General features: G+C 69.8%; 22 protein-coding genes. 1 reads left to right on the top strand and 21 read right to left on the bottom strand.

What is annotated here, in order from left to right; translation table 11 throughout:
• Positions 1-89: 89 nt before the first annotated feature.
• On the top strand, positions 90-1,910 hold the full coding sequence (locus ACIRS4_RS30935; protein WP_404202297.1) for a glycosyl hydrolase family 18 protein: 1,821 nt from the start codon (positions 90-92) through the stop codon (positions 1,908-1,910).
• A 70-nt stretch (positions 1,911-1,980) separates the two neighbouring features.
• Here ACIRS4_RS30935 and ACIRS4_RS30940 read toward each other — a convergent pair whose 3' ends face one another.
• The 21 genes from ACIRS4_RS30940 to thrC form a co-directional block, all read right to left on the bottom strand.
• Positions 1,981-2,427 carry a DUF2550 domain-containing protein gene (locus tag ACIRS4_RS30940; protein WP_358799585.1) on the bottom strand — a complete coding sequence of 149 codons (447 nt, stop codon included), beginning with the start codon at positions 2,425-2,427 and terminating at the stop codon, positions 1,981-1,983.
• 142 nt (positions 2,428-2,569) lie between these two features.
• Entirely contained in the window at positions 2,570-2,944 is a 375-nt protein-coding gene (locus ACIRS4_RS30945) for a F0F1 ATP synthase subunit epsilon (protein WP_130443462.1), read from the bottom strand.
• Between the two features lie 152 nt (positions 2,945-3,096).
• Positions 3,097-4,533 carry a F0F1 ATP synthase subunit beta gene (gene atpD, locus ACIRS4_RS30950; protein WP_404202300.1) on the bottom strand — a complete coding sequence of 479 codons (1,437 nt, stop codon included), beginning with the start codon at positions 4,531-4,533 and terminating at the stop codon, positions 3,097-3,099.
• Complete coding sequence (locus ACIRS4_RS30955) at positions 4,533-5,450, bottom strand: F0F1 ATP synthase subunit gamma (protein ID WP_404202302.1); 918 nt, start codon at positions 5,448-5,450, stop codon at positions 4,533-4,535. The genes atpD and ACIRS4_RS30955 overlap by 1 nt, the downstream gene beginning before the upstream one ends.
• 20 nt (positions 5,451-5,470) lie before the next feature.
• On the bottom strand, positions 5,471-7,060 hold the full coding sequence (gene atpA / locus ACIRS4_RS30960; RefSeq protein ID WP_404202304.1) for a F0F1 ATP synthase subunit alpha: 1,590 nt from the start codon (positions 7,058-7,060) through the stop codon (positions 5,471-5,473).
• Positions 7,061-7,200: 140 nt separating this feature from the next.
• Entirely contained in the window at positions 7,201-8,016 is an 816-nt protein-coding gene (locus ACIRS4_RS30965) for a F0F1 ATP synthase subunit delta (RefSeq protein ID WP_404202306.1), read from the bottom strand.
• Positions 8,013-8,558 carry a F0F1 ATP synthase subunit B gene (locus tag ACIRS4_RS30970; protein ID WP_404202308.1) on the bottom strand — a complete coding sequence of 182 codons (546 nt, stop codon included), beginning with the start codon at positions 8,556-8,558 and terminating at the stop codon, positions 8,013-8,015. Before ACIRS4_RS30970 ends, ACIRS4_RS30965 begins: the two co-directional genes overlap by 4 nt.
• 36 nt (positions 8,559-8,594) lie before the next feature.
• Positions 8,595-8,849, bottom strand: a complete 255-nt coding sequence (locus tag ACIRS4_RS30975) for a F0F1 ATP synthase subunit C (RefSeq protein ID WP_404202310.1) — start codon at positions 8,847-8,849, stop codon at positions 8,595-8,597.
• Between the two features lie 72 nt (positions 8,850-8,921).
• Complete coding sequence (gene atpB / locus ACIRS4_RS30980; RefSeq protein WP_404202312.1) at positions 8,922-9,743, bottom strand: F0F1 ATP synthase subunit A; 822 nt, start codon at positions 9,741-9,743, stop codon at positions 8,922-8,924.
• Positions 9,744-9,968: 225 nt separating this feature from the next.
• Positions 9,969-10,424: a hypothetical protein gene (locus ACIRS4_RS30985; protein WP_404202314.1), complete on the bottom strand. Its 456-nt coding sequence runs from the start codon at positions 10,422-10,424 to the stop codon at positions 9,969-9,971.
• Between the two features lie 299 nt (positions 10,425-10,723).
• On the bottom strand, positions 10,724-12,061 hold the full coding sequence (locus ACIRS4_RS30990) for an MraY family glycosyltransferase (RefSeq protein ID WP_404202316.1): 1,338 nt from the start codon (positions 12,059-12,061) through the stop codon (positions 10,724-10,726).
• A 129-nt stretch (positions 12,062-12,190) separates the two neighbouring features.
• On the bottom strand, positions 12,191-13,432 hold the full coding sequence (glyA, locus tag ACIRS4_RS30995; protein ID WP_404202318.1) for a serine hydroxymethyltransferase: 1,242 nt from the start codon (positions 13,430-13,432) through the stop codon (positions 12,191-12,193).
• Positions 13,433-13,520: 88 nt separating this feature from the next.
• Positions 13,521-14,198 (bottom strand): protein-tyrosine-phosphatase, encoded by a 678-nt coding sequence (locus ACIRS4_RS31000; RefSeq protein WP_404202320.1) that lies wholly within the window; start codon positions 14,196-14,198, stop codon positions 13,521-13,523.
• Positions 14,195-14,842, bottom strand: a complete 648-nt coding sequence (locus tag ACIRS4_RS31005) for an L-threonylcarbamoyladenylate synthase (RefSeq protein WP_358799592.1) — start codon at positions 14,840-14,842, stop codon at positions 14,195-14,197. Before ACIRS4_RS31005 ends, ACIRS4_RS31000 begins: the two co-directional genes overlap by 4 nt.
• Before the next feature lie 52 nt (positions 14,843-14,894).
• Positions 14,895-15,734 carry a peptide chain release factor N(5)-glutamine methyltransferase gene (prmC, locus tag ACIRS4_RS31010; RefSeq protein ID WP_358799617.1) on the bottom strand — a complete coding sequence of 280 codons (840 nt, stop codon included), beginning with the start codon at positions 15,732-15,734 and terminating at the stop codon, positions 14,895-14,897.
• 86 nt (positions 15,735-15,820) lie between these two features.
• A complete protein-coding gene (gene prfA / locus ACIRS4_RS31015) occupies positions 15,821-16,888 on the bottom strand; it encodes a peptide chain release factor 1 (RefSeq protein WP_404202322.1) in 1,068 nt (355 codons plus the stop codon).
• 104 nt (positions 16,889-16,992) lie between these two features.
• Complete coding sequence (rpmE, locus tag ACIRS4_RS31020) at positions 16,993-17,214, bottom strand: 50S ribosomal protein L31 (protein ID WP_189942647.1); 222 nt, start codon at positions 17,212-17,214, stop codon at positions 16,993-16,995.
• 172 nt (positions 17,215-17,386) lie between these two features.
• Positions 17,387-18,547, bottom strand: coding sequence for an LCP family protein (locus tag ACIRS4_RS31025; RefSeq protein ID WP_404202324.1), 1,161 nt, complete (start codon positions 18,545-18,547; stop codon positions 17,387-17,389).
• A 421-nt stretch (positions 18,548-18,968) separates the two neighbouring features.
• A complete protein-coding gene (rho, locus tag ACIRS4_RS31030) occupies positions 18,969-20,981 on the bottom strand; it encodes a transcription termination factor Rho (RefSeq protein ID WP_404202326.1) in 2,013 nt (670 codons plus the stop codon).
• Positions 20,982-21,383: 402 nt separating this feature from the next.
• The gene (thrB, locus tag ACIRS4_RS31035) at positions 21,384-22,316 is read right to left on the bottom strand and encodes a homoserine kinase (RefSeq protein WP_404202328.1); all 933 of its coding nucleotides are present in this window, start codon (positions 22,314-22,316) and stop codon (positions 21,384-21,386) included.
• 367 nt (positions 22,317-22,683) lie between these two features.
• The gene (gene thrC / locus ACIRS4_RS31040; RefSeq protein ID WP_130443494.1) at positions 22,684-23,742 is read right to left on the bottom strand and encodes a threonine synthase; all 1,059 of its coding nucleotides are present in this window, start codon (positions 23,740-23,742) and stop codon (positions 22,684-22,686) included.
• Between the last annotated feature and the right edge of the window lie 4 nt (positions 23,743-23,746).

Consider the following 23,746-nt stretch of genomic DNA (forward strand, 5'->3'; position numbering starts at 1 on the left):
TGACCTGTGGTCCAGACCTTTCTATTCTCGCGGCACCGTGGCGTGAGGCTCAGTCACGCCCCCCACAACTCCCCCCGAGGAGGCGCACGATGCGCTTCAGGAACCGAGTCGCGGCAGGGCTGGTCACCCTGCTGCTCCCCTTCGCCGGACTGGTCGCTCTCGCGAGCCCCGCCGAGGCGGCCCCGTCCGCCACCGCTTCCTACGCCAAGCCCCAGGACTGGGGCACCGGCTTCGAGGGCAAGTGGACGGTGAAGAACACCGGCACCACCACCCTCACCTCCTGGACCGTCGAGTGGGACTTCCCCTCCGGCACGTCCGTCACCTCCGCCTGGGACGCCGACGTCACCTCCTCCGGCGCCCACTGGACCGCGAAGAACAAGTCCTGGAACGGCACCCTCGCCCCCGGCGCCTCCGTCTCCTTCGGGTTCAACGGCACCGGCTCCGGATCCCCCGCCGGCTGCAAGCTCAACGGCGGCAGTTGCGACGGCGGCTCGGTCCCCGGCGACGCACCCCCCTCCGCCCCGGGCACCCCCACGGCCTCCTCGGTCACCGACACCTCGGTGCGACTGAGCTGGTCGGCCGCCACCGACGACAAGGGCGTCAAGAACTACGACGTGCTGCGTGACGGCGCCAAGGTCGCCACCGTCACGACGACCGCCTACACCGACAACGGGCTGACGGCCGGCACCGACTACTCCTACACCGTCCGCGCCCGTGACACCGCCGACCAGAGCGGCCCGGTCAGCGGCGCCCGCGCCGTGCGCACCACCGGCGGCACCACCGAGCCCCCGCCCACCGGCGACAAGGTCAAGCTCGGCTACTTCACCGAGTGGGGCATCTACGGCCGCAACTACAACGTCAAGAACCTGGTCACATCCGGCTCGGCCGCCAAGATCACCCACATCAACTACGCCTTCGGCAACGTCACGAACGGCCGGTGCGCGATCGGCGACTCCTTCGCCGACCACGACAAGGCCTTCACCGCCGACCAGTCGGTCAGCGGCGTCGCCGACACCTGGGACCAGCCGCTGCGCGGCAACTTCAACCAGCTGCGCCAGCTGAAGGCCAGGTACCCGCACATCAAGGTGCTGTGGTCCTTCGGCGGCTGGACCTGGTCCGGAGGCTTCGGCCAGGCCGCCGCCAACCCCGCCGCGTTCGCGCGGTCCTGCCACGACCTGGTCGAGGACCCGCGCTGGGCCGACGTCTTCGACGGCATCGACATCGACTGGGAGTACCCCAACGCCTGCGGGCTGTCCTGCGACACCTCGGGCGCCGCGGCCTTCAAGAACCTGATGGCGGCACTGCGCGCCGAGTTCGGCGCGAACTACCTGGTCACCGCGGCCACCACGGCCGACGGCTCCTCCGGCGGCAAGATCGACGCCGCCGACTACGGGGGCGCCGCGGCCTACGTCAACTGGTACAACGTGATGACGTACGACTTCTTCGGCGCCTGGGCCGCCCAGGGACCGACGGCCCCGCACTCGCCGCTCACCTCCTACAGCGGCATCCCGCAGGCCGGGTTCACCACGGCCGACGCGATGGCCAAGTACAGGGCGAAGGGCGTACCGGCGAACAAGCTGCTCATCGGCATCGGCTTCTACGGCCGCGGCTGGAGCGGCGTCACCCAGGACGCGCCGGGCGGCACCGCCACGGGAGCGGCCCCGGGCACCTACGAGCAGGGCATCGAGGACTACAAGGTCCTCAAGACGTCCTGCCCGGCCACCGGCACGATCGCCGGAACGGCCTACGCGAGGTGCGGCGGCAACTGGTGGTCCTACGACACCCCGGCCACCATCGCCACGAAGATGAACTGGGCGAAGAACCAGGGCCTGGGCGGCGCGTTCTTCTGGGAGTTCAGCGGCGACACCGCGAACGGCGAACTCGTGAACGCCATCAGCAACAACTTGTAGTCGCTCGAGCGACGTCGACGCTCCCCCGGACCACCGTCCGGGGGAGACCCCACCCAGCGAGTGGATGCGGCTACGCCACATTCACTCGCTGTCCGGGCGGGGCCGCCTCCAGCCATGCGAGGAAACCGGTCAGCGCGTCCTCGCTCATCGCGAGTTCCAGTCGCGTGCCTCGGTGGACGCAGGCGAGGATCACCGCGTCGGACAGCAGCGCCAGCTCCTCCTCGCCCTCGGGAAGGCGGCGGCCGGCCACCTCGATCGAGGCACGCTCCAGGACGCGGCGCGGACGGTAGGCGTAGGAGAAGACGCGGTACCACTCGATGCGGTCGCCGTTGTAGCGGGCGACGCCGTAGCTCCAGCCTTTTCCGCTCGGGTCCGGTTTCTCCGGCACGTCCCAGCGCAGGGAACAGTCGAAGGTGCCGCCGGAGCGCTGGATGAGTCTGCGGCGCAGGCCGAAGACGAACAGCCCCAGCGCCACCAGCGCCACGACGATTCCGCACACAGTCAGAGCGAGGACCATCGACACCGACCTCCTCGTCTCCTAGGTACCTTCGACAGGTAACGGAACGGAAAAAACATCCAGATCTGCCTCAGCCGCGGCCGGCTCCGGATCGCTCCGGTGCCGGCCGCGGCTGAGTGACGTCATCACACGGTGAGCTGGATCAGCTCGCCGCCGCTGCGCGCAGTCGTACGTCCGCGCGGCGCTCGGCGGTGGCATCGCCCTCCGCCTTCGCACGCTCGAGCTCGCGCTCCGCGCGCTGGACGTCGATCTCGTCCGACAGTTCGGCGATCTCGGCCAGCAGCGACAGCTTGTCGTCCGCGAACGAGATGAAACCGCCGTGCACCGCGGCGACGACCGTCCCACCGTCACTCGTACGGATGGTCACCGGGCCCGACTCCAGCACACCGAGCAGCGGCTGGTGACCGGGCATGACGCCGATGTCGCCGGACGTGGTGCGCGCGACGACCAGGGTGGCCTCGCCGGACCAGACCTCTCGGTCGGCCGCGACCAGCGCGACGTGCAGCTCAGCAGCCAAGGTGGCTCCTCGGGTCACCACCCGGCGCGTCTGCCGGGTGTTGGTTACAAGTCTAAGGGGCGTGAAAGAGGGGGCGGGACGAAGCCCGCCCCCTCCGGTGTGAGCCTCCGGCTCACGGGCGTGAGCGCGAGGCCCACTCAAGAGCTGTCAGCTCAGGAGACGCCCAGCTCCTTCGCGTTCTTCTTCAGGTCCTCGATACCACCGCACAGGAAGAACGCCTGCTCCGGGAAGTGGTCGTACTCGCCGTCGATGATCGCGTTGAACGCGGTGATCGACTCGTCCAGCGGGACGTCCGACCCGTCGACGCCGGTGAACTGCTTGGCGACGTGGGTGTTCTGCGACAGGAAGCGCTCCACACGACGGGCGCGGTGGACGGTGAGCTTGTCCTCCTCGCCGAGCTCGTCGATGCCGAGGATGGCGATGATGTCCTGGAGGTCCTTGTACTTCTGCAGGACGTTCTTCACCCGCATCGCGGTGGCGTAGTGGTCCGCCGCGATGTAGCGCGGGTCCAGGATGCGGGACGTGGAGTCCAGCGGGTCCACGGCCGGGTAGATGCCCTTCTCGGAGATCGGACGGGAGAGAACCGTCGTCGCGTCGAGGTGGGCGAACGTGGTGGCCGGGGCCGGGTCGGTCAGGTCGTCCGCGGGGACGTAGATCGCCTGCATGGAGGTGATCGAGTGACCACGGGTCGAGGTGATGCGCTCCTGGAGGAGGCCCATCTCGTCGGCCAGGTTCGGCTGGTAGCCCACCGCGGAGGGCATACGGCCGAGCAGGGTCGACACCTCGGAACCGGCCTGGGTGAAGCGGAAGATGTTGTCGATGAAGAACAGCACGTCCTGCTTCTGCACATCGCGGAAGTACTCCGCCATGGTCAGACCGGCGAGGGCCACGCGCAGACGGGTGCCCGGGGGCTCGTCCATCTGACCGAAGACCAGGGCGGTCTTGTCGATGACGCCCGAGTCGGCCATCTCCTCGATGAGGTCGTTGCCCTCACGGGTGCGCTCACCGACGCCGGCGAACACGGAGACACCGTCGTGGTTGTTGGCGACGCGGTAGATCATCTCCTGGATGAGCACCGTCTTGCCGACGCCGGCGCCGCCGAACAGACCGATCTTTCCACCCTTGACGTACGGGGTGAGAAGGTCGATGACCTTGACGCCGGTCTCGAACATCTCGGTCTTCGACTCGAGCTCGTCGAAGTTCGGGGCCTTGCGGTGGATGGACCAGCGCTCGCCGTCGTACTGCTCGTCGACGTTCAGCACCTCACCGAGGGTGTTGAACACCTTGCCCTTGGTGAAGTCGCCGACGGGGACGGTGATGCCCGTGCCCGTGTCGGTGACCGGGGCCTGGCGGACCAGACCGTCGGTGGGCTGCATGGAGATGGTGCGGACCAGTCCGTCACCCAGGTGCTGGGCGACCTCCAGGGTCAGCGTCTTCTTCGCGCCGTCCTGGGCCGGGTCGGCCACCTCGACGTGAAGGGCGTTGTAGATCTCCGGCATGGCGTCGACGGGGAACTCCACGTCGACGACCGGGCCGATGACCCGGGCGACGCGGCCCGTGGCAACGGCCGTCTCAACTGTCGTCGTCATTACCTGTCACTCCCCGCGGTCGCGTCGGCCAGGGCTGCGGAGCCACCGACGATCTCGCTGATTTCCTGGGTGATTTCGGCCTGGCGGGCCGCGTTGGCAAGGCGTGAGAGCGTCTCGATGAGCTCTCCCGCGTTGTCGGTCGCCGACTTCATCGCGCGCCGCGTGGCGGCGTGCTTCGAGGCTGCCGACTGGAGGAGCGCGTTGTAGACGCGGCTCTCGACGTAGCGCGGCAGAAGGGCGTCGAGGACGTCCTCCGCCGACGGCTCGAAGTCGTACAGCGGGAGGATCTCGCCCTTGGGGGCGGCCTCCTTGGCGACCTCGTCGAGGCTGAGGGGCAGCAGACGGTCGCCGAGCGCCGTCTGCGTCATCATCGAGACGAACTCGGTGAAGACGATGTGGATCTCGTCCACGCCGCCGTCCGCCGTCTCCTTCTCGATGGCCTCGATCAGCGGGGCCGCGACCTTCTTGGCGTCCGCGTACGTCGGCTCGTCCGTGAAGCCCGACCACGACTGGGCGACCTTGCGCTCACGGAAGTTGTAGTGCGCGAGACCACGCCGGCCGACGATGTACGTGTCGACCTGCTTGCCCTCGGCCTCGAGGCGCGCCGTCAGCTGCTCCGCGGCCTTGATGGCGTTGGAGTTGAAGGCGCCGGCGAGACCGCGGTCGCTCGTCAGGAGCAGCACCGCGGACCGCACGACCGTCTCGGCCTGCGTGGTCAGCGCGTGCTTGGTGTTCGAGCCGGTGCCGACCGCCGTGACCGCGCGGGTGAGCTCGGTCGCGTACGGCGTGGAGGCCGCCACCTTGCGCTGCGCCTTGACGACGCGCGAGGCGGCGATCATCTCCATCGCCTTGGTGATCTTCTTGGTCGCGGTGACGGATCGGATGCGACGCTTGTAGACCCGGAGCTGGGCTCCCATGAGTCAGGTCCCTTCCTACGTCACTTGGCCGCGGCGGGGGCGTCCTCGCCGAGAAGCCTGCCGTCCGAGGTCTCGAACTGCTTCTTGAACTCGGCGATCGCGTCGGCCACAGCGGTGAGGGTGTCGTCCGACATCTTCGCGCCCTCCTTGATGGAGGTCATGAGGCCCTGCTCCTTGCGGTGCAGGTACTCCAGCAGCTCCTTCTCGAAGCGGCGGATGTCGGAGACCGGGACGTCATCCATCTTGCCGGTGGTGCCGGCCCACACGGAGACGACCTGGTCCTCGGTCGGCATCGGCTGGTACTGCGGCTGCTTGAGCAGCTCGACCAGTCGCTGACCACGCTCCAGCTGCGACTTCGACGCGGCGTCCAGGTCGGAACCGAAGGCGGCGAACGCCTCCAGCTCGCGGTACTGGGCCAGGTCGAGGCGGAGACGGCCGGACACCTGGCGCATCGCCTTGTGCTGGGCCGAGCCGCCGACGCGGGAGACCGAGATACCGACGTTCAGCGCGGGACGCTGACCGGCGTTGAACAGGTCCGACTCCAGGAAGCACTGGCCGTCGGTGATGGAGATGACGTTGGTCGGGATGAACGCCGAGACGTCGTTGGCCTTCGTCTCGACGATCGGCAGACCGGTCATCGAGCCGGCGCCCAGCTCGTCGGAGAGCTTCGCGCAACGCTCCAGCAGACGGGAGTGCAGGTAGAAGACGTCACCCGGGTAGGCCTCGCGGCCCGGCGGGCGGCGCAGCAGCAGCGACACGGCGCGGTAGGCGTCGGCCTGCTTCGACAGGTCGTCGAAGATGATGAGGACGTGCTTGCCCTCGTACATCCACTGCTGACCGATGGCCGAACCGGTGTACGGCGCCAGGTACTTGAAGCCGGCCGGGTCGGACGCCGGGGCGGCGACGATGGTCGTGTACTCCAGCGCGCCGGCCTCTTCGAGGGCGCCACGCACGGAGGCGATGGTCGAGCCCTTCTGGCCGATGGCGACGTAGACGCAGCGGACCTGCTTCTTCGGGTCGCCCGAGCGCCAGTTGTCGCGCTGGTTGATGATCGTGTCGACGGCCAGGGCGGTCTTGCCGGTCTGGCGGTCACCGATGACCAGCTGACGCTGGCCACGGCCGATCGGCGTCATCGCGTCGACGGCCTTGTAGCCGGTCTCCATCGGCTCGTGCACCGACTTACGGGCCATGACACCGGGAGCCTGAAGCTCCAGGGCACGGCGGCCGGTCGTCTCGATCTCGCCGAGGCCGTCGATCGGGTTGCCGAGCGGGTCGACGACGCGGCCGAGGTAGCCCTCGCCGACGGCCACGGACAGGACCTCGCCGGTACGGGTGACCGGCTGACCCTCCTCGATGCCGCTGAACTCACCGAGGACGATGGCGCCGATCTCGCGCTCTTCCAGGTTGAGCGCGAGGCCGAGGGTGCCGTCCTCGAACTTCAGCAGTTCGTTGGCCATGGCCGAGGGCAGGCCCTCGACCTTCGCGATGCCGTCGCCGGCAAGGGTGACCGTACCGACCTCCTCGCGCGAGGCCGCGTCCGGCTTGTACGACTGGACGAAGTTCTCCAGCGCGTCCCGGATCTCCTCCGGCCGGATCGTGAGCTCCGCCATCTGGGTTCCCTGCTCTCCTTGTTGGGCCCGAAGTTTCACTTTGGGGGGATGTCTGAATCCCGGACTCCCCCCTGAAAGAGGTGAATCCTCTGCACGGCCCAACCAGGGCCGCTTGCGTACGTACTGCGGTCTTCTTGCTGCTAGCTCGCCATGCGGCGGGCGGCGTCCTCGATGCGGTCCGCGAGGGAGCCGTTGATCACCTCGTCGCCGACCTGCACCCGGATCCCTCCGAGGACCTCGGGGTCCACGTCGAGGTTGAGGTGCATCTGGCGGCCGTAGAGCTTCGCGAGGGCGGCGCCGAGGCGTCGCTTCTGCGTGTCGCTCAGCGGCACGGCCGACGTGACGACGGCCACGACGCGGTCGCGGCGCTCTGCGGCGAGCTTGGACAGGGACTCGAGTCCCGCTTCCAGGCTACGGCCTCGCGGCGCGGTCACAAGGCGCGTCACCAGACGCTCGGTGGCCGCGTCCGCACGGCCACCCAGCAGGCTGCGCAGCAGCTCGCCCTTGGCAGAGGCGGTGGCCTTCCGGTTCGTCAGCGCGGCGCGCAGCTCGGTGTTCGAGGTGACGATCCGCCCGAAGCGGAACAGCTCGTCCTCGACGTCGTCGAGCGTGCCGGCCTTCTGCGCGGCTGTGAGGTCGGCGGTGTTCGCCAGCTCCTCCAGCGCGTCCGCCAGGTCGCGCGACTGCGACCAGCGGGAGCGCACCAGTCCGGCCACCAGGTCGGCGGTGGTGCCGCTGACCTGGCTGCCGAGCAGGCGCTGAGCCAGTCCGGCCTTGGCCTCGCCGTCCTGCGCCGGGTCGGTGAGGACCCGACGCAGCGACACCTCGCGGTCGAGCAGCGCGGTGACGGCCGCCAGCTCGGCGGCGAGCCGCGTCGCGTCCACGGACGTGGAGTCCGTCAGCGCGTCGAGACGCTCGCGTGCGGCTGTCAGGGCCTCGCGGCTCGCTCCGTTCATCGCGACGCCTCGGCCTTCTCCTCGAGCTCGTCGAGGAAGCGGTCGATGACGCGGCTCTGCCGGGCGTGGTCCTCGAGGGACTCTCCGACGAGCTTGCCGGCCAGTTCGGTGGCGAGCTTGCCGACGTCCTGACGCAGCGCGGACGCGGCGGCCTTGCGGTCGGCCTCGATCTGGGCGTGACCGGCGGCGACGATGTCCTCACGCTGCCGCTGGCCTTCCGCGCGCATCTCCGCGATGAGCGTGGCGCCTTGCTCCTGAGCCTCCTGGCGCAGGCGCGCGGCCTCGTGGCGGGCCTCGGCGAGCTGAGCCTTGTACTGCTCGAGCACGCTCTGGGCCTCGGTCTGAGCGGCCTCGGCCTTCTCGATACCGCCCTCGATCTGCTCGCGACGCTCTTCCAGAACCTTGTTGATGTTCGGGAGGAGCTTCTTGGCGAGGAAGCCGAAGACGATGACGAAGGCGATCAGGCCGATCACGAGCTCCGGAATCGGCGGGATGAGCGGGTTTTCCGCTTCCTCGGCCGCCAGCTGGACCAGGGGGCTCATATCAGTGCCTTTCGTCGAAAGGGGCAGTCCGACGGATCAGGAGACGGTGGTCGGGTAAACGAACGGCATGACCAGACCGATCAGGGCGAGCGCCTCACAGAAGGCGAAGCCGAGGATCTGGTTGGCGCGGATCAGACCGGCAGCCTCGGGCTGACGGGCGAGCGCCTGGGTGCCGTTACCGAAGATGATGCCGACGCCGACGCCCGGGCCGATCGCAGCGAGGCCGTAACCGATCGAGCCGAGGTTGCCCTTGATCTCGACGCCGGCGGCAAGGGTCTGGAGAGCGGACATGCCGGTTCTTCCTTCTCTTTCAAGGACCGGTGGGGGTTGGCCACCGGATGTCTGGTTGGGGGTCGGGAGTGCTCAGTGGTGCTCGGCGAGCGCGCCCTGGATGAAGCTGCAGGTCAGCAGGACGAAGACGTACGCCTGCACCGCCTGGATGAAGAGCTCGAAGGCCGTCATCACGATGACCATCACGAACGAGACGGCGGAGTAGGCGATGCCGATGCCGTTCAGCATGTACCAGCTGGCGATCGTGAAGAGCAGCAGGAGGGTGTGACCCGCGAACATGTTCGCGAAGAGCCGCACGGCGTGGGTGAACGGCCGCACGAGGAGGTTCGAGAACAGCTCGATCGTCATCGACAGCGGGAGGACCCCACCGAGGGACTTGTCGTAGCCGGTGAAGTTCTTCCAGGCGCCGACGAAGCCCTGGCGCTTGAAGGTCAGCGAGACCCACAGGATGTAGACGATACCGGCGAGGACCGCGGGGTAGGAGATGATCGCGGTGACCGGGAACTGGGCGACCGGAACGATCGACCAGAGGTTCATCATCCAGACGAAGAAGAAGAGCGAGACGATGAGCGGGACGTACTTCTCGCCTTCCTTCTTGCCGATGGTCTCGTAGACGACGCCGCGGCGGACGAAGTCGTAGCCCGCCTCGGCGACCATCTGGAGCTTGCCGGGGACGACCTTCGGCTTGGCGAAGGCGGCCCAGAAGAAGCCGACGATGATGATCGAGCCGAGCAGCGCCAGCAGCATCGTCTTGTTGAAGTACGAGTTGCCGTCCGCGTCGCCGAAGAGCGGCTCGAACAGGAACGAGTGCAGGCCCGGAGCCGGGAAGCCACAACCGTCGAACAGGTGGCAGTCGGTCTCGAAAGCGAGCACCTGCGTCGGGTCAGCACTCACCGCGGGCTCCTTCGTCGTGGCGCATAGGTACGGCAACCTCGTTGTGTCGGCGCGGCGCACGGCCGCGTTTCGGCACGGGACTGGTGTTTCGGATGTGGGGGCGGCTGAGGGGCATCTCGCCTCGCGCTTGAGCAGGCGTCAGCTGGGATGCCCGCGCCCGCGATGCCGCAGTTGGCACCGGACGATAGCAGGAGATCTCAGACGTCTTTATCCCGGCCCTACCCCTCACGACGAGTGCCCCGATTTTTCGGGCTTCTCGCTCTTCGAGGAACGCGAGGAGGAGACCGAATCGGGTTCGACGTAAAGGATCTTGGCCTTCATGTGCGCACGGGTCTGCGCGGCGATCCAGGCGATCGTGGCGACGGCGAGCGTGATGGCGAAGGCCCGGGGGTTGAACAGCGTCGTGTTCTTGAACGCGGCCATGAAGACGAACAGCAGCAGGATCTGAGCCGCGTAGAGCATCAGGCCCATCATCTGGAACAGCTGCGGAAGCGATTTGGCGGTGCGCTGCAGGGCGTAGAGACCGATCCCCATGAAGGCGATCACGATGACCGTGCCGACGACGGCGCCGATGGCTCCCTTTCCGCCCGCGACCACACCGCTGACGACGGCTGCGATCGCGCCGGCGGCAACTGTGGGCACGGCGGCCTGGGCCAGGATCCGGACGTCATTGGACGGCATGGCGGCAACTCCGCTTTCGCAGGGGGCAGGGTGTCGTCATGGACGAGCGTAGTCCCGGTCCGACAGGGTGAAGACCTCACACCAATGGACCGTCGCACTGCGGTCCTTCGGCTCTATCCCGGGTTCTCGTGAACCGTATCACAAACTATTTGATGAGGTCTTTACCTGGATGGTGTGCTTGCTGTCACACATGAGAGTGACAGTGCGCGTCTGTGCAGAAACCGCGCCCACTTGTCTGGTATTGGGCGCTTTGCCACCCGTCCGCTTCCCCACGACTTGGCAATGCTCTCGTCAGATTCTTACCTTGCCGTACGCGAACGAGGGCCCACGGCAGTCGCCCCGTTGACCCCGGAGACCCCGATCGTCACAGGAGTTCGCGGCTCCTGCTCTTCCCCCTCGCCCGACTCCCCGGAGGCCCCCGGCTCCCCCGAGCCCGCGGCGAGCGTCGCCGCGGGGGCCGGCAGGACCTTGCGGCGCCGGTAGCGCGGCGGCACGAACGCCTCCGCCCAGCGCGGGGCGCGCGGGGTGAACCGCGGCAGCAGGAGCAGCCCCAGACCGATCGCGCTGAGGAACACCACGCCCAGGACGATCCACATGGACGCCGAGTTGACCGAGTAGGCCAGCGCGCCGAAGGCGATCAGCGCCGACCAGAAGTACATGATCAGCACAGCCCTGCTGTGCGAGTGACCGATCTCCAGCAGCCGGTGGTGCAGATGCCCGCGGTCCGCCGCGAACGGCGACTGGCCCCGCCAGGTACGGCGCACGATCGCCAGGATCAGGTCCGCGGCCGGGATCGCGATGATCGTCAGCGGCAGCAGCAGCGGGATGTAGACCGGCACCGTCTGGTGCACCGTCTCGCGCTCCGAACCGGAGAACAGGTTCATCACGTCCGGGTCGACCTGCCCCGTGATGGAGATCGCGCCGGCGGCCAGCACCAGCCCGATCAGCATCGAGCCGGAGTCGCCCATGAAGATCCGCGCCGGGTGCATGTTGTGCGGCAGGAAGCCCAGGCACATGCCCATCAGGATCGCCGAGAAGAGCGTCGCCGGGGCGGCGGCCTCGATGCCGTACGAGTACCAGATGCGGTAGGCGTACAGGAAGAACGCGGTGGCGGCGATGCACACCATGCCGGAGGCCAGACCGTCCAGGCCGTCCACGAAGTTGACCGCGTTGATCGTGATGACGACCAGCGCCACCGTCAGCAGCGTGCCCTGCCACTGGGTGAGCGCCACGTTGCCGACGCCCGGGATAGGCAGCCACAGGATCGTCAGACCCTGCATGACCATCACACCGGCGGCGATCATCTGACCGCCCAGCTTGATCAGGGCGTCGATCTCGAACTTGTCGTCCAGGACGCCGATCAGCCAGATCAGGGCCGCCCCCGAGAGCAGCGCCCGCGGCTCGTTGGACTTGTCGAAGACCTCGTTGAGGTTCGTCAGATGGTCGGCGACCAGCAGTCCGGCGCACAGGCCGAAGAACATCGCGATCCCGCCGAGCCGCGGAGTGGGCTCCCGGTGCACGTCACGTGCCCGGATCTCCGGCATCGCTCCGGCCACGATCGCGAATTTGCGCACCGGCCCTGTCAGCAGATACGTCACCGCGGCCGTGATGCAGAGCGTCAGCAGGTATTCACGCACGGGCTTCCCCACAGGTCTCGCTGGCCATCACAGCCCCACACCCTAGCGACGGCCGCATATGGTTGGGGACTTACGGGTAGCCACGATGGTTGCATGTGTGGCTGTGTACGGGAGCGCGCCTACCCCGGTTCAGTCCCGATACGGCGGAAACGCCCCTGCGAGCTCCCTCACTTCCTCACGCGCCCTCTTCAGCTCCACCTCGTCCCTCAGCACGCCCGCCATCACCTTGGCGAGCCGCCCCATCTCCCCCTCCCCCATGCCCTGCGTGGTCAGCGCGGCCGTGCCCAGACGCAGACCGCGGCTCTCGGCGTGCGGCAGGGCGCAGCAGTCCAGCACCAGGCCCGCCGCCGCGAGCCGGCCGCGCGCGGTGCGCCCGTCGAGGCCCAGGGGCGCGGGGTCGGCGGTGATCAGATGCGTGTCCGTGCCGCCGGTCGTGACGGCCAGACCCTCCCCCGCCAGCCCGGCCGCGAGCACCCGCGCGTTGGCGACCACCTGATGGACGTACACCGCGAACGCGGGTGTCGCGGCCTCCCCGAACGCCACCGCCTTCGCGGCGATCGTGTGCATCTGCGCACCGCCCTGTGTGAAAGGGAACACCGCCCGGTCGACGCGCTCGGCGAGTTCGCCGCCGCACAGCAGCATCCCGCCCCGCGGCCCGCGCAGCACCTTGTGCGTGGTGGCGCAGACGACGTCGGCGTACGGCACCGGCGAGGGCGCCGCTCCGCCGGCGACCAGGCCGATGGGGTGGGCGGCGTCGGCGATGAGGTACGCGCCGGCCTCGTCGGCCACCTCCCGGAAGAAGGCGTAGTCGATGTGGCGCGGGTAGGCGATGGACCCGCACACGATCGCCTTGGGCCGGTGGGCGCGGGCCAGCGCCCGCACCTGCCCGTGGTCGATGAGCCCGGTCCCGGCGTCCACCCCGTAGGGCACGAAGTCGAACCAGCGGCCGGAGAAGTTGGCGGGCGAACCGTGCGTGAGGTGACCGCCGCAGGACAGGCCGAGGGCGAGCACGGTGTCGCCGGGACGCAGCAGCGCCGCGTACGCGGCCAGCACCGCCGACGATCCCGAGTGCGCCTGGACGTTGGCGTGTTCGGCGGCGAAGAGCGTCTTGGCGCGCTCCACGGCGAGACGTTCGGCGACGTCGACGATCTCGCAGCCGCCGTGGTGGCGGGCCCCCGGATACCCTTCCGCGTACTTGTTCGCGAGCGTCGAGCCGAGCGCGGCCAGCACGGCGGGCGAGGCGAAGTTCTCGGCGGCGATCAACTGGAGCGTCGACGCCTGCCGTTCCCGCTCCCCCAGCAACACCCCGGCGAGCTCGGGGTCCTGCCGCCGCAGCGCATCGGCGGCCGCGCTGACATGGGTGAGCGACATGACGCACTCCGGACCGTCGACGATGCCGTACGTCCAATGTAGGCCGCCCGTCCCGGGCCCGCCCATCACCGCCCGGCCGTAGGGCCCGCTACATCCGCGCGGGCACCCCGGTGAGCGCCGTGACCACGGGGTCCAGCGCCTGGTGTATCTCGTCGCCGATCGACCGGAAGAACGGCAGCGGCGCGCCGTACGGGTCGTACACCTCGTCGGCTTCCGCCGTGGGCGCGAGCAGCCAGCCGCGCAGCGCCGCGGCCGCCCGCACCAGTGCCCGGGCCCGCATCACGACGCCCTCTTCCAGCGGAGGCAACGTCGCCGGGTCGATCGCGTTGACCAGCCGGGTGAACTCCTTGAGCGTGAACGTGCGAAGCCCCGCCGAGTGCCCCATGGAGATGACCTGCCCCCGGTGATCACGCGTGGCCGTCAGCACCAGGTCCGCCCGGATCACATGCTCGTCGAGCAGCTCCCGGCCGGTGAACCCGGACGCGTCCGCGCCGAAGTCGGCCAGCACGGCCTCCGCGTTGGCCTCCATCGGCGCGCCCTCGTGGCCCCAGGTGCCCGCGCTCTCCACGATCAGCCCGCCGGCCAGCACCCCGAGCCGCTGCGACACGAAATGCCGGGTCAGCCGCTCGGTGATCGGCGAGCGGCACACGTTGCCGGTGCTGACGTGGAGGATGCGGAAGGTGTCGCGGGGAAACCCGAACGTCGTCGTCTCCTCCGCGGGCCTGACCCCGTTGCCTATGCCACGCCCCGCGTCAGGGGCTGTCAATTCGCCACCTCGAGGTCGGGTACGACCTTGCGCAGCTCGTCCGCGGAGATCGCGCCCGCGCGCAGCAGCAGCGGCACCTCGCGGCTGACGTCGACGATCGACGAGGGCACGATGCCGGGCGTCGGGCCGCCGTCGAGGTAGACGGAGACGGAGTCGCCGAGCATCTCCTGGGCGGAGTCGCAGTTCTCCGGCGCGGGGTGCCCGGTGAGGTTCGCGGAGGAGACCGCCATCGGGCCGACCTCGGTGAGCAGCTCGATGGCGACCGGGTGCAGCGGCATGCGCACGGCGACCGTGCCGCGGGTGTCGCCCAGGTCCCACTGGAGGGACGGCTGGTGCTTGGCGACGAGCGTGAGCGCGCCCGGCCAGAAGGCGTCGACCAGTTCCCAGGCCAGCTCGGAGAAGTCGGTGACGAGACCGTGGAGCGTGTTCGGGGAGCCGATCAGCACGGGGGTGGGCATGTTGCGGCCCCGTCCCTTGGCCTCCAGCAGGTCGGAGACCGCCTCCGAGGAGAAGGCGTCCGCGCCGATGCCGTACACCGTGTCCGTGGGCAGGACCACGAGCTCGCCACGGCGGACGGCGGACGCGGCCTCGCGCAGACCGGTCACGCGGTCGGTCGCGTCGTTGGTGTCGTATCGCCGAGCCATGTCTAGCGGGCCTCCTCGTGCACGTACTGCCGGTCGAGAGTGTGGGTGGCGCTCACGGCATCGCCTTGCGGGCCGTGGCGAAGCGGGGGCGGTTGTTGAGGTCGGGGTGGTCGGCCGCGTCGGCCCAGCCCCGCTCCTCGGCGAAGATCCACGGCACCTGGCCGCCCTGGGTGTCGGCGTGCTCGATGACGACGACGCCGCCGGGGCGCAGGAGCCGGTGTGCGGTGCGTTCGATGCCCCGGATGAGGTCGAGTCCGTCCTCGCCGGAGAACAGGGCGAGGTCGGGGTCGTAGTCCCGGGCCTCGGGGGCGACGTACTCCCACTCGGTGAGCGGGATGTACGGCGGGTTGGAGATGACCAGGTCGACCTGTCCGTCGAGGTCGGGGAAGGCGTCGAGGGCGTTGCCCTGGCGCAGGTCGACGCGGGACCCCTCGACGTTCTTGCGGGTCCACACCAGGGCGTCCTCGGACAGCTCCACGGCGTGCACGCCGGCGCGCGGGACCTCCTGGGCGAGGGCGAGCGCGATGGCGCCGGAGCCGGTGCACAGGTCGACGATGCACGGCTCGACGACGTCCATGGCGCGCACGGCGTCTATGGCCCACCCCACGACGGACTCGGTCTCCGGGCGGGGCACGAACACCCCCGGGCCGACCTGGAGTTCCAGGTAGCGGAAGTAGGCCCGCCCGGTGATGTGCTGGAGCGGCTCGCGCTGTTCGCGCCGGGCGATGACCTCCCAGTACCGGGCGTCGAAGTCGGAGTCGTGCACGGTGTGGAGCGCGCCGCGCTTCACACCGTGCACGAACGCGGCGAGTTCCTCGGCGTCGGTGCGCGGCGAGGGCACGCCGGCGTCGGCCAGCCGCTGGGTGGCCTGAGCTACCTCAGCGAGCAGCAGACTGCGGGGGCTCGGGGGTCGCCCCCCAATGGATCGCTGCACGCTCGTCCTCCGTGTCGTCCTCGTACGTGGGTGCCTCTTACGCGTTACGCGGCCGCGAGCTTGGCGGCGGAGTCCGCGTCGACGCAGGCCTGGATCACCGCGTCGAGCTCGCCGTCCAGGACCTGGTCCAGGTTGTAGGCCTTGAAGCCGACCCGGTGGTCGGAGATGCGGTTCTCCGGGAAGTTGTACGTGCGGATCTTCTCGGAGCGGTCGACGGTGCGGACCTGGCTGCGGCGGGCGTCCGCGGCCTCCCGTTCCGCCTCCTCCTGCGCGGCCGCCAGCAGCCTGGAGCGCAGGATGCGCATCGCCTGCTCCTTGTTCTGCAGCTGGCTCTTCTCGTTCTGGCAGGAGGCGACGACGCCGGTGGGGATGTGCGTGATGCGCACGGCGGAGTCGGTGGTGTTCACGGACTGGCCGCCGGGCCCGGAGGACCGGTAGACGTCGATGCGGAGGTCGTTGGGGTTGATCTCCACGTCGACCTCCTCCGCCTCGGGCGTGACGAGCACGCCGGCGGCGGAGGTGTGGATACGGCCCTGAGACTCGGTCGCGGGGACGCGCTGCACGCGGTGCACACCGCCCTCGTACTTCAGCCGGGCCCACACGCCCTGACCGGGCTCGGTCTGGCCGCGGGTCTTGACCGCCACCTGGACGTCCTTGTAGCCGCCGAGCTCGGACTCGGTGGAGTCGATGATCTCGGTCTTCCAGCCGACCCGTTCCGCGTAGCGCAGGTACATGCGCAGCAGGTCGCCGGCGAACAGGGCGGACTCGTCGCCGCCCGCGCCCGCCTTGATCTCCAGGATCACGTCCTTGTCGTCGCTGGGGTCGCGCGGGACGAGCAGGAGGCGGAGCTTGTCCGTCAGCTCCTCGCGCTGCTTCTCCAGCACCTTGACCTCGGCGGCGAAGTCCGGGTCGTCGGCGGCGAGTTCGCGTGCGGTGTCGATGTCGTCGCCGGTCTGCTTCCAGGAGCGGAACGTGGCGACGATCGGGGTGAGCTCGGCGTAGCGCTTGTTCAGCTTGCGCGCGTTGGCCTGGTCGGCGTGGACCGACGGGTCGGCGAGCTTCGTCTCCAGGTCGGCGTGCTCACCGACGAGTTCCTCGACGGCCTCGAACATCTCTGGCTCCTGATACTGCGGACGGAAGGAAAGGCGGGCGACCAAAAACGCCGGTCCCGGCGCACCCCGCGGGGCGCGGCCGAGGACCGGCGAAATCAGGCTCGCTACTTCTTGGAGCCGGCGGCCTTGCCGAAGCGGGCCTCGAAGCGGGCCACACGGCCACCGGTGTCGAGGATCTTCTGCTTGCCCGTGTAGAACGGGTGGCACTCGGAGCAGACGTCGGCGCGGATGGTGCCGGCCTCGATCGTGCTACGGGTGGTGAACGACGCGCCGCAGGTGCAGCTGACCTGCGTCTCGACGTACGCGGGGTGGATGTCGCGCTTCAAGGTGTCTCCTAGGTTTCGGGAGGGCGCCGGGTCGCCGCCGCGGGATGCGGATGCGTGAACCGGAGCCGACGTACCAGTCTGCCAGGACTGGTGCCATCCCCCCAAACCGGAGGGGGCGCCGTTGTATTCCCGTGGCCGTCGGCCGGGGCCCGGGAGGGCCACCGGACGAGGGTCACAGGGTGACGACGCCCGCCGCCTCGCCGCTGGCGTTGCCCTCGGTGGCCGTCCTGGGGATCGGCCGGTCCTCCTTGAGGGCCTTCCAGATCGCCTGCGCCTTCTGCTTCTGCAGCAGGACGCGGTTGGGGTCGGCCAGGTCGTACCGGACCGGCGTCGTGACCATGTCCATGTTGCCCGCGCCGATGCCCTTGAGGCCCTCGGCGAAGGACATCAGGGAGTTCAGCGAGCCGAGGTCGGAGTCGGTGGTCACCGTCTTGGTGGCGGTGTCGGCGAGGTCGTACAGCCGGGTGCCGCCGGAGAAGAGGCCGATGTGCTCGACCTGCGCGAGGAGCGCCTTGACGAAGGCCTGCTGGAGCTGGATGCGGCCGAGGTCGGAGCCGTCGCCCACGCCGTGCCGGGTGCGGACGAGGGCGAGGGCCTGCCGGCCGTCGAGCGTGTGCCTGCCGGCCTTGAGGTTCAGGTGGCTGTCGGGGTCGTCGATGTCCTTGGTGGTGGTGATGCCGACGCCGCCGAGCTCGTCGATGAGCTTCTGGAAGCCGGAGAAGTCGACCTCCAGGTAGTGGTCCATGCGGACGCCCGTCAGCGACTCGACCGTCTTCACGGCGCAGGACGCGCCGCCCGTGCTGTACGCCGAGTTGAACATCACGTCCTTGGCGGCGTCGTGCGCGCCGCCCTTCGCGTCGGTGCACGCGGGGCGGTCGACGAGGGTGTCACGGGGGATGGAGACCACGCTGGCCTTCTTGTGGCCCTTGTAGACGTGCACGATCATCGCCGTGTCGGAGCGGGCGCTGCCGTCGTCCTCGCCGCCGCCGAGCTTGCCGTTGGAGCCGGCGCGGGTGTCGGAGCCGAGGACGAGGATGTTCTCGGAGCCGTTGTCGGCCTTGTCGGGCCGGTCGGCGCCGAGGGCCTGGTCGATGTCGACGCTCTTGATGTTGCCGTTGAGCTTGAAGAACACGTATCCGGCGCCGGTGCCGCCGAGGACGGCGATGCCCGCGGCGGTCCAGGCCGCGATGACGAGGCCCTTGCGCTTGGCGCGCGGCTTGCGGCGGCGCCCCTTGGCTCTGCGGCGGGGGGCCGCGGCGTCCCGTGCGCCGGCCTCTCCCGGCGTGACGGGCTGCCCCGGTATGACGGGTTCCGGCGTGCTCTCGGCGGACATGCTCTCCTCGGTTCTCGTCCGGTTTCGGTTACCCCCTCGTCCGGCTCGGTCCGATCGGGACCCTCACCGCACCATCGTCGCTCCGCCCGGCCAGACGGCGAAACTCGGGAAAGGGTTGCACAACGGCCGACACCGCCTCATACCACCGAGAACCCCGATGCGCACCCCGAGCCCTCACGAGCCCCTCGCTCACCTGCACGTTTCGTCGGACCCCCGCCCCGACCGCCCCCGGGCCCCTGTGGCAAACGTCTCGGACAAATACTCGACCAAGGCAAAGGGCCGCCACCCCGATTCGGGTGGCGGCCCTGAGGCACCTACGGACAACGCCCTCGAGGGGCGCGAGGAACTGCGCGACCTGCCACTGCTGCGCCGCACCGAACCGCGTCGGAAAGTCGCGGCCCCTCCGGCGGAGCGTGAAGCGTCAGTCCCCGTTGCCCGGCGTCGGCGTCGTCTTCTGGATCTGCAGCAGGAACTCCGCGTTCGACTTCGTCTGCTTCATCTTGTCGAGCAGCAGCTCGATCGCCTGCTGCGAGTCGAGCGCGTGCAGCACCCGGCGCAGCTTCCAGACGATGCCCAGTTCCTCGCCGCCGAGCAGGATCTCTTCCTTGCGGGTGCCGGACGCGTCCACGTCCACCGCCGGGAAGATGCGCTTGTCGGCGAGCTTCCGGTCGAGCTTGAGCTCCATGTTGCCGGTGCCCTTGAACTCCTCGAAGATCACCTCGTCCATGCGGGACCCGGTGTCCACCAGCGCGGTGGCGAGGATGGTGAGCGAGCCGCCGTCCTCGATGTTGCGCGCCGCGCCGAAGAAGCGCTTCGGCGGGTACAGGGCCGTCGAGTCGACACCACCGGACAGGATGCGGCCGGAGGCGGGCGCGGCGAGGTTGTACGCACGGCCCAGACGGGTGATCGAGTCGAGCAGCACGACGACGTCGTGGCCCAGCTCGACGAGACGCTTGGCGCGCTCGATGGCGAGCTCGGCGACCGTGGTGTGGTCCTCGGCCGGGCGGTCGAAGGTCGAGGAGATGACCTCGCCCTTCACCGACCGCTGCATGTCGGTGACCTCTTCCGGACGCTCGTCGACGAGGACGACCATCAGGTGGCACTCGGGGTTGTTGTGGGTGATCGCGTTGGCGACCGCCTGCATGATCATGGTCTTGCCGGTCTTCGGCGGGGCCACGATCAGACCGCGCTGGCCCTTGCCGATGGGCGAGACGAGGTCGATGATCCGCGTGGTGAGGACGCCCGGGTCGGTCTCCAGACGCAGGCGGTCCTGCGGGTACAGCGGGGTCAGCTTGTTGAACTCCGGGCGCCCACGGCCGTGTTCGGGGGCCATGCCGTTGACGGAGTCGAGCCGCACCAGCGCGTTGAACTTCTCGCGGCGCTCGCCTTCCTTCGGCTGACGCACGGCGCCGGTGAGGTGGTCGCCCTTGCGCAGGCCGTTCTTGCGGACCTGGGCGAGAGAGACGTACACGTCGTTGGGGCCGGGCAGGTAGCCCGACGTGCGGATGAAGGCGTAGTTGTCGAGGATGTCCAGGATGCCCGCGACGGGGATCAGGACGTCGTCGTCGGCGATCTGCGGCTCGGGGCCGCTCATCTCGTCACGGCCGCGACGGCCCCGGCGGTCGCGGTAGCGGCCGCGGCGACCGCGCCGGCCGCCCTCGAAGTCGTCGTCGTCCTGCGGGCCGTTGTCACGCTGCTGGCGGTCCTGACGGCCGCCGCCCTGCTGCTGGCCGCCCTGCTGCTGGCCGCGGTCGCGCTGACCGCCCTGGCCCTGGCCCTGGCCCTGCTGGTCGTCGCCCTTGCCGCGGCGGTCGCGGTCACGGCCGCGCTCACGGCGGTCGCGGCGGCGGCCCTCGCCGTCGTCGCCCTTGGCGTCGCCCTGCGGCTGGCCCTGCTCGTTCTGCGCCGGGGCGGGCGTCTCGGCCTTGGCCGCGCTCTTGGCCTCGGCCGTCACGGTCTCGGGGCTGCCCGCATCGGCGGTGGCGCGGCGGCGACGGCGCTCGGTGGGCGCGTCGGCTCCGGCCGGCTGGCCGGGGATCTCGATCTGCTGCTGGGCCACGGCCTTCTCGGCGGGGGCCTCGGCCTGGGCGGCGTCCGCCTTCTTCTCTGCGGCGGCCTCACCGGTGCGGGCCTTGGAGGTGGCGCGGCGCTTGGGCTTGGTCTCGGCGGCGGCGTCGGCCTTCGCGGCCGGTGCGCCGGATCCTGCCTGCGCCTCCTTGATGACCTCGATCAGCTGGCTCTTGCGCATCCGCGCGGTGCCCCTGATGCCGAGGCCGGATGCGACCTGCTGCAGCTCGGCCAGCACCATGCCCTCGAGGCCGGTACCGCGGCGCCGCCGGGAGCCGGCACCGGTGGCAGGCGCGGAGGCGTCCGTGGAGGGCGCGGCAGCGGTCTCCTCGACACGTGCGCCCATCAGATCGGTGGTGTCGCTCACGAAGGGTCCTTCCCTGGAGCGGACGTCGGCCTGTCTGGCTCGGCGACCGGTTGTGCTGTCCGGCTTCGTGCCTTGATGTGGCGAAGCCGGGGCGGTGGTCCGCCTAAGCGGCGGAAGAGATTTCTGGTGATGGCGCTTCCTCGACGAGGCGTGACACGCGGTGTCACGCAGCCTGGTCGCACCGATTCCGGAGCGTGCCCGTCGGACCGCTCAGCGTCGCTGTACGGCGTACTGCCCAGGTACGACGTACGGAACGCAGTGCGGCTTGGGGAGCTCCCGGAAGAATGTCTGTCCCGGACAGGGACACGAAGCACCTCGCCATGGTGGGGTCGGGTGCAGACTTGAGGTTAACACTACCGGATCCAACAAACATTCCCCCTCTCGAAATCCGGCAACCGCGCGTTACTGGAGGTCGCCGGTGGGCGCGAGCGGCAGAACGCTCGCTCCCTGCAGGTCGAGGCGCAGCCTGTTCGCCGCCCATTCCCGGCCGGCCAGGGCCTCGACCTTGTCGGCCGTCGCCACGTCGGCCAGGGCCATCACGGTGGGTCCGGCGCCGGAGATCACCGCGGGGATCCCGTCGGCGCGCAGTCGCTCCACCAGCGCGGCGCTCTCCGGCATCGCCGGTGCGCGGTACTCCTGGTGGAGGCGGTCCTCGGTGGCGGGCAGCAGCAGCTCGGGGCGCCTGGTCAGCGCCTCCACGAGCAGGGCGGCGCGGCCCGCGTTGGCGGCGGCGTCGACATGCGGCACGGAGCGCGGGAGCAGTCCGCGCGCGGTCTCGGTCAACACCGGCTTACCGGGCACGAAAACCACCGGAACGATGGAATCGTCGGGCTCCATCCTGATGGCGCGGGCGGCGCCGGCTTCCAGCCAGGAGAGCGTGAACCCGCCGAGCAGACAGGCGGCGACGTTGTCGGGGTGGCCCTCGATCTCGGTGGCGAGCTCCAGGAGAGCTGCGTCGTCGAGCTTGTTCTCGCCGCCTATGGTCACCGCCCGGGCGGCGACGATGCCGGCGCAGATGGCGGCGGAGGAGGAGCCGAGGCCCCGGCCGTGCGGGATGCGGTTGGCGCAGACGATCTCCAGGCCGCGCGGCTGGCCGCCCAGGATGTCGAAGGCGGTGCGCAGGGAGCGGACGAGGAGGTGCCGCTCGTCGCGCGGCAGGGTCTCGCTGCCCTCACCCGCGATGTCGATGTGCAGCCCTGAGTCGGCCACCCGGACCACGACGTCGTCGTAGAGCCCCAGCGCGAGGCCCAGGGCGTCGAAGCCCGGACCGATGTTGGCGCTGGTGGCGGGGACGCGCACCCGGACGGCGGCGGCGCGGAACGCTGGACCGGCCATCGCTCGTTGACTCTCCTTGAGCTGCGTGATGGTCGAATGACATTCGATGACGATTCGATGACGTACGAAGACCCTGGGGCCGACGGTACGGCGCGGCGCCGTTGCCGGCCGCGCGACGCGATATGCGAGGGCATATGCGGTAGGCGGGTTCGGTACAGCCTATCGAAGGAAGGTTCTGTGGCGACATAGGGCGCACAGGAGGCGCACGATGCGTGTCGCAAGCCCCTCGTGCACCCCGACGGGGGTAACCCCCTGCGACGCCCGCCCGCGTCCCGGCCGACGTTCCGGCCGGCGTTCCGGCCGGCGGGCGTCGGCGCCCGCCGGCCAGGCCGCAGGTCGCTGGTCAGGCCAGGCCGCGGGTCGCTGGTCAGGCCAGGCCGAGGCGGGCGGCCGCCACCACGGCGTCGACCGGGACGGCGGCCGGCTGCGGGGCGCCGGCCACGGCCCAGTCGGGGTCCTTCAGTCCGTTGCCGGTGACGGTGCACACGATCCGCTGCCCCGGGTCGACCTTGCCCTGCTCGGCCGCCTTGAGCAGACCGGCCACGGACGCGGCCGACGCGGGCTCCACGAAGACGCCCTCCTGCGCGGCCAACAGCCGGTACGCGCGCAGGATTTCACGGTCCGTCACCTCGTCGATGAGGCCGCCGGACTCGTCCCGCGCCGCCAGCGCGAACTTCCAGGAGGCGGGGTTGCCGATCCGGATCGCGGTGGCGACGGTCGCCGGGTCCTTGACGATCTCGCCGCGCACGATCGGCGCGCTGCCCGACGCCTGGAACCCCCACATACGGGGCTTCTTTCCGGCCACTCCGTCGGCGGCGTACTCCTGGTACCCCTTCCAGTACGCGGTGATGTTGCCCGCGTTGCCGACCGGCAGGACGTGGATGTCGGGGGCGTCGCCCAGCATGTCGACGATCTCGAACGCCGCCGTCTTCTGACCCTCGATACGCACCGGGTTGACCGAATTGACCAGCGCCACCGGGTAGTTGTCACTCAGCGCGCGAGCCAGCGTGAGGCAGTCGTCGAAGTTGCCGTCGACCTGGAGGATCTTCGCGCCGTGGACGAGGGCCTGCCCCATCTTGCCGAGCGCGATCTTGCCCTGCGGCACGAGAACGGCCGAAACCATGCCGGCGCGCACGGCGTACGCCGCGGCGGAGGCGGACGTGTTGCCCGTGGAGGCGCAGATGACCGCCTGAGCGCCCTCCTCCTTGGCCCGGGTGATGGCCATGGTCATGCCGCGGTCCTTGAAGGACCCGGTGGGGTTGGCGCCCTCCACCTTGAGGTGGACCTCGCAGCCGGTGCGCTCGGAGAGCACCTGCGCGGGCACGAGCGGCGTGCCGCCCTCGCGGAGCGTCACGGCCACCGTGCTGTCGGACACCGGCAGCCGGTCCCGGTACTCCTCGATGATTCCGCGCCACTGGTGGGTCATTGCT

The organism is Streptomyces sp. NPDC101166 (assembly GCF_044768125.1).
GTDB lineage: Bacteria > Actinomycetota > Actinomycetes > Streptomycetales > Streptomycetaceae > Streptomyces.